Genomic DNA, 7,613 nt, shown 5'->3' with positions numbered 1-7,613 from the left:
CGCGTCGAGCAAGGCGCGGTACTCGTCTGCCGTGGCCACGCGCGGGTTGGTCTTGTGGCAGTGGTCGGCCAGCGCGCCAGTGATCACCTTGTCGAACCACTCTCGCTGCACACCCAGCTCGGTCAGGCCCTTGGGCAGGCCCAGGCGCGCGTTCATGTCGCGGATGGCTTCGGGCACGTCGCCTTCGGAGCGCAGGCCCATGGCGTGGGCCATGCGGGCCAGGCGGCGGTCTTTTTTCATGGACTCGGCCTCGGCGTTGAAACGGATCACGGCAGGCAGGAACATGGCGTTCAAGGTGCCGTGGTGCAGCTTGGGGTTCACACCGCCCAGGCTGTGGCTGAGGCTGTGCACCGCGCCCAGGCCTTTCTGAAAGGCCATGGCGCCCTGCATGGAGGCGCTCATCATGTTCAGGCGGGCTTCGCGGTCCGAGCCATCTTTCGTGGCGCGCTCGATGTGGGCCCAGGCGCGCTCCAGGCCGTCCAGCGCAATGCCGTCGGCCGGTGGGTTGAAGGCCGCCGACATGAAGGTCTCCATGCAGTGGGCGATGGCGTCCATGCCCGTGGCCGCCGTGAGGATGGGCGGCAGGCCCAGGGTCAGCTCTGGATCGAGGATGGCGGCCTTGGGCATCAGGTTCCAGGAGTGAAAGCCGAGCTTGCGGCCATCATCGACGATGACGATGGCGCCGCGTGCCACCTCGCTGCCTGTGCCTGCGGTGGTGGGCACGGCGATCAGCGGAGCGGCCTGCGGCGTGATCCTGGGTGAGCCACCTTCGATGGTGGCGTAGGTGGTCAAGGGGCCCGGGTGGGTGGCCATGATCGCCAGGCCCTTGGCCAGGTCGATGCTGGAGCCGCCGCCCACGGCGATCAGGCCGTCGCAGCCGCTGGCCTGCCACACCTCGTGCGCTGCCCGCACAGATGCTTCGGTTGGGTTGGGCGGGGTCTGGTCGAAGATGGTGACGGGCAAGCCTGCCAACGCGTCCAGCGCCTTTTGCAACACCCCTGCGGCCTTCACGCCCGCGTCGGTCACCACCAGGGGGCGGCGGATGCCGATGCGCTCGCATTCGCTGGCGAGCAGGCGCACCGCGCCGAAGTCGAACTGGATCTGGGTGAGGTAGAGGATGGTCGACATGGCTGGCCTGGTTGGTTCGTCTGCGAGCGGGTGCGGGGTTGGCCGGGATCATAGCGAGCCGCCTGCGGGGCGACGTGAGCAAGTCCCGACAACTCAGGCAGGGATGTCCCCTAATCGCCCGATCTTGTCCAAGCCAGCACCCGCCTCGATGGCTTGATCCCGCCTGTCCGAATTCCTGGGAAATCCCCTGGGTCGGGGGAGACCCCACATTTCATGCGTCAAGGGTGTGTCAAGGCGCTCGCGCTGACTTACCATACGCGCCTGTAACTAAAACGGACGTTTGAAACGTTCGTCCTGTTCCTCCGAGCAGGACCCAGGAGACCCCCGCATGGCCACGGCCCGCCTGTCACCCGCCGACACCAAGACCCGCATCCTCGATGCGGCCGAGTCGCTGTTCGTGAGCGGCGGCTTCGATTCCATGTCGATGCGCCAGATCACCAGCGCAGCGGGCGTCAACCTGGCGGCGGTGAACTACCACTTCGGCACCAAGGACGCGTTGATCCACGCCGTGCTCTCGCGCAGGCTCGACCCGCTGGACGCCCAGCGCCGCGCCATGCTGGATGCCTTCGAAGCCAATTACGCGTCCCAGCTCAACTGCGAGCACGTGCTGGTGGCCTTGTTCCTGCCCGCTGTGCGCATTTTCCGCAGCGATGTGCCGGGCGCCGATCGGTTTCTGCACTTCCTCGGCCGGGCCTACACCGACCCGTCGCCCGTGGTGCGCGACTACATCCAGACGCATTACATCGAGACCTTGGGGCGCTTCTTCTTTGCGTTCCAGCGCACGCTGCCCGAGCTCAGCCGGGAAGACCTGGGCTTTCGCCTGAACTTCGCGATGGGAGCGCTCTCCGGGATCCTGGCTGGCGGCAACACGCAACGCCTGATCCGCGAGTTCACCCAGCAGCAAGGCGATCACGAAGCCGTGATCCTCTCGCGTTTGTCGTCCCTGATGGTGGCCGCGCTGAAGGCCCCATTGCCTGGCCCGCAAGAGGCCCTGGAGTTCGGTGCGATGGCCAACCTGCCGGGTGTGGCGCAGATCGGCCAGGCCCAGCCAGAAACCGCTGAACCCGACACCCCCTCGTCAACCGCGAGCGCCACCGCCACCTGAGCTTTTCCACCGTGATCTGGCGATCTGACAGATCGTTGTCGCAACCTGGCCAAACTGGACTGTGCACGTCCACCGGCCCTTCTCCCGAGAGTCCCCCATGAAAGACGGTTACCTTGACTTTGCCAACTCCAACGTTGGTGCCAAGCTGGTCAACGCACTGGGCCTGCCCAAGCCGATGCCGCTGGAACGCCATCAACCGGGCCAGCCGGTGATCAAGGGCACCGTGCTGGTGGGCGGTGGCGGCGAGCCGCAATTGCTGTCCACCCTGGCGGGCATCTTCAAGCGCATCGGTGCACAAACCCTGGCCCACGAGCGCCTGCCGCAGTGGGTGGCGGTGGCCAACCAATCGGGCCTGACCACCGGCCGCTGGGGTGGCAACGGCCAGCCGGGTGAAAAGGTCAAAGCCCTGGTGTTCGACGCCACCGGCCTGACCGACTCGGCCCAGTCCGACGCGCTGTACTGGTTCTTCCACGACGCTGCCCGCTCGCTGCTGCCGTGCGGCCGCGTCATCGTGATCGGTCGGCCGCCCGAAGGTTGCACCTCGCACCGTCAGGCCACCATCCAGCGCGGCCTCGAAGGCCTGACCCGTTCGCTGGGCAAGGAACTCAAGAAGGGCAGCAACGCACAGCTGGTGTACGTCGCAGAAGGCGCCGAGGGCCAGCTCGAATCGACCCTGCGCTTCCTGCTGTCGCCGCGCTCGGCCTATGTGTCGGCCCAGGTCATCCGCATCGGCGCTGCGGTGGGCGAAACCGCCATCCCCGCCGACTGGGACAAGCCCCTGGCCGGCAAGAAGGTGCTGGTCACCGGCGCCTCGCGCGGCATTGGTGCCGCCATCGCCGAATGCATGGCCCGCGACGGCGCCGAAGTCATCGCGCTGGACGTGCCACAGGCTCAGGAAGGCCTGACCGAAGTCGCCAAGAAGATCGGTGGCAAGGCCCTGGCCCTGGACATCGGCTCGAACGAAGCCCCGCAAAAGCTGATCGAAGCCGCCAAGGCCGACGGCGGCTGGGACGTCATCGTGCACAACGCCGGCATCACCCGTGACAAGACCATCGCCAACATGAAGGAGCACCTCTGGCAGCTCGTCATGAACGTGAATCTGTCGACGCAAGAGCGCATCAACGAAGCCATGGTCGAGGCCGGTGCGATCAAGGCTGGCGGCCGCATCGTCTGCGTGTCCTCCATTTCGGGCCTGGCCGGCAACATGGGCCAGACCAACTACGCCGTCTCCAAGGCTGGCGTGGTCGGCATGGTGCAGTCCACCGCCCCGATCTTCGCCAAGAAGGGCATCACCATCAACGCCGTGGCCCCCGGCTTCATTGAAACCGCCATGACGGCCGCCATCCCCTTCGCCATCCGCGAAGCCGGTCGCCGCATGAACTCCATGAGCCAGGGTGGTCAGCCCGTCGACGTCGCCGAGGCGATCGGCTGGTTCGCCAGCCCCGCATCTGCCGGCATCACGGGCAACGTGATCCGCGTGTGCGGCCAAAGCCTGATCGGCTGATCGACAGCGCCTGCAGCCATGAAGATCATCGAAGTCAAGAAGCTGCCCAGCGCCCTCGCGCTCAACCTCGGTGCGCTGCGCTCGAGCAGCAAGCGCAGCGGGGCGGTGGATGCGTTGCCTGAGGTCACGTATGTGCGCCCCAGCGTCACCATCGACGCCAAGCGCGTGAAGGCCTACGCCAAGGTCTGCGGTTTCACCGAAGCCCACGGCGTGCCGATGCTGGTGCCGCACATGGACGCCTTCCCGCTGGCCATGATGCTGTTCGGCTCCAAGGCCTTCCCGTGGCCGGCCATGGGCCTGGTGCACCTGGCCAACAGCGCCAAGCTGCTCAAGCGCATCAACGTGGGCGACAAGCTGCGCATCGAGGTGCGCACGGGCGAGCTCTACAAGCACGACAAGGGGCAGGTCTTCACGCTGCACGCCCGCGCCCTGCGCGATGGCGTCGTGGTGTGGGAGAGCACCTGGACCTTGCTGCGCATGGGCGTCAAGCAGCCGCGTGGCCCCGAGTACGTCAGCCAGATCAACGACGAGCGCCCGCTGGCCCACCAGGCCGATTTCTTTGCCGGCGCCGGCATCGGCCGCAGCTACGGCCGGGTCTCGGGCGACATCAACCCGATTCACCTCTCGGCACTGACCGCCAAGTTCCTCGGTTTCAAGAAGGCCATCGCACACGGCATGTGGACCAAGGCCCGCGCCCTGGCCACCCTGATGCCGCGCGAAGCCGTCGAGCAGGCCGAGGTGATCGTCGAGTTCAAGACGCCGCTGTTCCTGCCGGCGCGCGCTTCGCTGTGGGCCAACCGCGGCGAGGGTGAATCCGTCTTCGAAGTTCGCAACGCCAAAGGCGACAAGCCCCACCTCCGCGGCCTCGTCCGGTACTGAGCCACCGCCCCGAGCATTCATCGCATTGAACACCCTTCACCCCAAGGACCTTTCATGAGCACCATCCGTCGCGTCGCCATCATCGGTGGCAACCGCATCCCCTTCGCCCGCTCCAACACCGTTTACTCGCACGTGTCCAACCAGGACATGCTGACGGCCACCTTCCAGGGCCTGGTCGACCGCTTCAACCTGCACGGCGAACGCCTGGGCGACGTCGCCGCCGGCGCCGTGATGAAGCACAGCCGTGACTTCAACCTGGTGCGCGAGACCGTGCTGTCGACCACGCTGTCGCCCGAGACCCCGGCCTACGACCTGCAACAGGCTTGCGGCACCGGCCTCGAAGCCATCATGCTGGTGGCCAACAAGATCGCCCTGGGCCACATCGAATGCGGCATTGGCGGTGGCGTGGACACCACCTCCGACGCGCCCATCGGCGTCAACGAGAAAATGCGCAAGATCCTGCTCGAAGCCAACCGTGGCAAGAGCACCGGCGAGCAGCTCAAGGCACTGGCCAAGATCCGTCCTTCGATGCTGCTCAAGCCGAACATCCCGAAGAACGGCGAGCCCCGCACCGGCTTCTCGATGGGCGAGCACGCCGAACTGATGGCCCGCGAGTGGGGCATCCCCCGCGAAGAGCAGGACCAACTGGCCGCAGCCAGCCACGCCAACCTGGCCCGCGCCTACAAGGAAGGCTTCTTCGCCGACCTGATGACGCCGTTCAAGGGCGTGAGCAAGGACAACAACCTGCGCGAAGGCCTGTCCATCGAGAAGCTGCGCTCGCTCAAGCCTTGCTTCGACAAGAAGATCGCCCCGGGCCAAGGCACCCTGACCCCGGGCAACTCGACCCCGCTGACCGACGGCGCTTCTGCCGTGCTGCTGGCCAGCGAAGAGTGGGCCAAGGCCCGCAACCTGCCGGTGCTGGCTTACATCACCTTCTCCGAAGTCGCCGCTGTCGACTTCTTCAACAAGAAGGAAGGCCTGCTGATGGCACCGGCCTACGCCGTGCCCCGCATGCTCAACCGCGCCGGCATCTCGCTGCAGGACTTCGATTTCTATGAGATCCACGAAGCCTTCGCCGCGCAGGTGCTGTGCACCCTCAAGGCCTGGGAAGATCCGAAGTACTGCAAGGAGCGCCTGGGCCTGGACAAGCCGCTGGGCTCGATCGACCGCAGCAAGCTCAACATCAACGGCTCCTCGCTGGCCGCTGGCCACCCGTTCGCCGCCACCGGTGGCCGCATCGTGGCTTCGCTGGCCAAGATGCTGGCCCAGAAGGGTTCGGGCCGTGGCCTGATCTCCATCTGCGCGGCCGGCGGTCAGGGCGTGGTCGCGATCCTGGAGCGCTGATGGGTGCATTGAAGGTTTGACGACCCTGATGTGCCAGATCGTGGATCGATCGGTCACCAGGGTTGCTAAACTCGAAAGCTGAGACAAAAAGCAACATGGCGGCCCCGGCATCCCCACCGGGGCTGTCGTCATGAAACGGGCCGCAAGTCGCCCCCGCGCCAAGTTCAAAAGCAGTCATGGCGCCGGTACACGAGGAGATCCAGATGAGCCAATCCGCCGCCGCCCTGCAGCCGGGCATGTCCATCGTCAACCCCGATGGGTCCACCAACCGCATCTGGTTGTCGTCCTACGTGAAGGGCGTGGTCCACGAGATCGACATCAACAAGTACCAGTCCCTCGGACAGTACTTCGATGAGTGCGTCAACAAGTTCCGCCAGCGACCGGGCTTCGTGAGCATCGGCACGGAGATGACGAACGATCGGCTCGATCGCCTGGTGAGCTCGTTTGCTGGCTGGCTGCAAGGCCAGGGCGTCAAGAAGGGCGACCGCGTCGCCATCATGCTGCCCAACACCTTCCAGTACCCGGTGTGCCTGTTCGCGGTGCTCAAGCTGGGCGCGGTGGTGGTCAACATCAACCCGCTCTACACCTCGCGTGAACTGGCCCATGCCCTCAAGGACAGCGGCGCCGAAACCATCATCGTGATGGAGACCTTCGCCAAGACGCTGCAAGACGCCATGCCCGGCACCGGCGTCAAGCGCGTGGTGCTGACCCAGATCGGCGACCTGCTGTCCGATGGCTTCATCAACGCCAAGGGCCGCCTGCTGAACTTCGTGCTGCGCAAGGTCCAGAAGATGGTGCCGGCCTACAGCCTGCCTGGCGCCAAGTGGATGCGCGACGTGCTCAAGGACGGCGCCAAAGCCAAGTTCAAGCCGGCCGACGTCAAGCCCGACGACCTGGCCTTCCTGCAGTACACCGGCGGCACCACGGGTGTTTCGAAGGGCGCGATGCTCACGCACCGCAACGTGCTGGCCAACTGCCAGCAGGCCCTGGCCTTCGCCGAAGGTCAACTGACGGACGACGTCGAGACCGTGGTCACGCTCATCCCGATGTACCACATCTTCTCGCTGACCGTGAACGGCCTGATCTTCATGGCACTGGGTGGTCGCAACATCCTGGTGGCCAACCCGCGCGACACCAAGCGCGTGATGATGATCCTCAAGAACGAGCGCTTCTCGGGCATCTCGGGCGTGAACACGCTGTTCGCGTCCTTCCTGGAAGACCCGGCTTTCGCCAAGCTCGACTTCTCCAAGCTGAAGCTGCCCATCGCGGGCGGCATGGCCCTGATGCGCAGCACCGCCGAGCGCTGGAACCAGGTCACCGGCTGCCCCATCGTCGAAGGCTACGGCCTGACCGAGTGCTCGCCCATCGTGACGCAAGCCCCGGTTGACCTGAGCAAGCCGCGCCCCGTGTTCACCGGCTCCATCGGCGTGCCTGTGCCTTCCACCGAAGTGCGCTGCCGCCGCGACGACGGCTCCTGGGCCAACATCGGCGAGCCGGGCGAGCTGTGCGTGCGCGGCCCGCAGGTCATGAAGGGCTACTGGAACCGTCCGGAAGAAACCGCCAAGGTCATCGACAGCGAAGGCTGGCTGGCCACCGGTGACGTCGCCGTGATGGACGAGAACGGCTTCCTCAAGATCGTGGACCGCAAGAAGG

Annotated in this window: 6 protein-coding genes; 5 read left to right on the top strand and 1 reads right to left on the bottom strand. The window is 65.9% G+C overall.

Features of this window, described 5'->3' with window-relative positions:
- On the bottom strand, positions 1-1,128 hold a 1,128-nt coding region (locus B2W70_RS04340; RefSeq protein WP_286743224.1), incomplete at its 3' end, for an iron-containing alcohol dehydrogenase.
- Positions 1,129-1,456: 328 nt separating this feature from the next.
- On the opposite strand from B2W70_RS04340, the gene B2W70_RS04335 reads away from it, so the two are divergent.
- From B2W70_RS04335 to B2W70_RS04315, 5 genes are all read left to right on the top strand, one after another.
- Entirely contained in the window at positions 1,457-2,233 is a 777-nt protein-coding gene (locus tag B2W70_RS04335) for a TetR/AcrR family transcriptional regulator (protein ID WP_058086007.1), read from the top strand.
- Positions 2,234-2,330: 97 nt separating this feature from the next.
- On the top strand, positions 2,331-3,737 hold the full coding sequence (locus B2W70_RS04330) for a 3-oxoacyl-ACP reductase (protein WP_286743220.1): 1,407 nt from the start codon (positions 2,331-2,333) through the stop codon (positions 3,735-3,737).
- An 18-nt stretch (positions 3,738-3,755) separates the two neighbouring features.
- On the top strand, positions 3,756-4,616 hold the full coding sequence (locus B2W70_RS04325) for a MaoC/PaaZ C-terminal domain-containing protein (protein ID WP_286743218.1): 861 nt from the start codon (positions 3,756-3,758) through the stop codon (positions 4,614-4,616).
- A gap of 54 nt (positions 4,617-4,670) precedes the next feature.
- The gene (locus tag B2W70_RS04320) at positions 4,671-5,960 is read left to right on the top strand and encodes an acetyl-CoA C-acetyltransferase (protein ID WP_286743215.1); all 1,290 of its coding nucleotides are present in this window, start codon (positions 4,671-4,673) and stop codon (positions 5,958-5,960) included.
- A gap of 203 nt (positions 5,961-6,163) precedes the next feature.
- A partial coding sequence (locus B2W70_RS04315; protein WP_414631026.1) for an AMP-binding protein occupies positions 6,164-7,613 on the top strand: 1,450 nt, incomplete at its 3' end.

The organism is Aquabacterium sp. UBA2148 (assembly GCF_002328915.1).
GTDB lineage: Bacteria > Pseudomonadota > Gammaproteobacteria > Burkholderiales > Burkholderiaceae_C > Aquabacterium > Aquabacterium parvum.
The sequence above is the reverse complement of the archived record's forward strand: the minus strand, read 5'-3'. Positions and strand labels throughout refer to the sequence as shown.